The sequence below is a fragment of the Bacteroides sp. RTP31139st1_H2_RTP31139_211217 genome, assembly GCF_040227615.1.
Classification (GTDB): domain Bacteria; phylum Bacteroidota; class Bacteroidia; order Bacteroidales; family Bacteroidaceae; genus Bacteroides; species Bacteroides uniformis.
Window position 1 is genome coordinate 1 of record NZ_JBCNZM010000351.1, and the last position, 1,261, is coordinate 1,261.

A 1,261-nucleotide genomic window follows, 5' to 3' on the forward strand; every position below is an offset into this window, starting at 1 on the left:
TATTTTAGATTTTTCTCGGTTTGACTTAACCGATTGAGAAATAAACTTTTAGCGAATTATTTGAGAAATAGAGGTAACGATTTAGCAACTGTGCGAATTTCAGCGTTTTACATTGCTATGCTGTCAAATAACTCTTTCATTTGCAAATATAACATCTTTTTCCGAAAGTACGAACTTTCGGTGACAATTTTATAAAATCGACTTGCGAAAAAAGAAAATTATCGTGAATGGTCTAACTCTATATACCAGCCTTCCTTGACGGGCTTGTATAGCGTAGTGTCATTGTATGTCCTGCGGTAAATTTTGTTCAGGTCGCCGTGTTCGGTGATACGGATGTCACGGCGGCTTCTCAATTCGAGATCGTAAACGAAACTCTTGGATGTTCCCGCATCCACGATGCCGTGGGAGTAGTACAGCATAAATAAGCTCACATATACCGAATCTGCCGTTTCCTGCTCCCTGCGGTCAACAAGGACAAGACCGCATCCAATCTCTGACAACAAGGAGTCGAGTTGTATTCGGTCAGATCTTGATAACCCGTGTACCGGCGTGTCCTGCACTTGGTTCGGTTGGTAGGATATTTGTCCTGCCGAATCAAGGATGAGAATATCGCAGGGAGAGAGCGGTGGATAGTGAAAGCTTCCCTCCGAACTCTCCGCCATGATTTTGCGTATCTTGTCGAATGCCGCCTCGTGCGTGGCGAAGTGGCGTATCATTTCCTCGTCCGTCGGCGGCATGGGTGGCTCGCAGCTTACGACCGATGCAAGCGTTAAAAGTAGTATTATGATAACTATCTTCATCTCTGTTTAAGCCCCACCTTCACCATGCCATGTGCAGGTTTGGGTATTGTTATCATAGTTATGTTCTATCCATTGCCCCGATTTCTCGCCGTCAGTGTATTGTCCCTCGATAGTTATATAGGGTTTGCCGTCCCGTGTCGATTCCACACGATAAGAGCCGTCAAGTTTTCCGTTACGGTAGTGGCGTATTATCCTGCTGCGAAGCGTGCTCGCATCCTCGAAGATTTCCCACTCCTCGCCATCTTTTTTCCCGTCGATATAATGAGATTCAAAAATCTGCTCTCCTGTCTTGCTGTCAAAGCGGCGCTCCCGCCCGCTCTCCACACTCTGCTTATATTCCTTTTCGGCTTCTATTTTGCCGTTACGAAAATAGGTCTTTACAGTTCCGTCTATCTTGCCTTGCTGCATGGGTGTTTCCTTTCGGGGAGTAACGCCGTCTTGGTAATACTCCGTGAATGTGC

General features: G+C 46.1%; 2 protein-coding genes. Both read right to left on the reverse strand.

What is annotated here, in order from left to right:
- Positions 1 to 218: 218 nt before the first annotated feature.
- Complete coding sequence (locus tag ABUA47_RS24865; RefSeq protein WP_008144980.1) at positions 219 to 800, reverse strand: DUF4948 family protein; 582 nt, start codon at positions 798 to 800, stop codon at positions 219 to 221.
- Between the two features lie 6 nt (positions 801 to 806).
- On the reverse strand, positions 807 to 1,261 hold a 455-nt coding region (locus ABUA47_RS24870; RefSeq protein WP_410520201.1), incomplete at its 5' end, for a toxin-antitoxin system YwqK family antitoxin.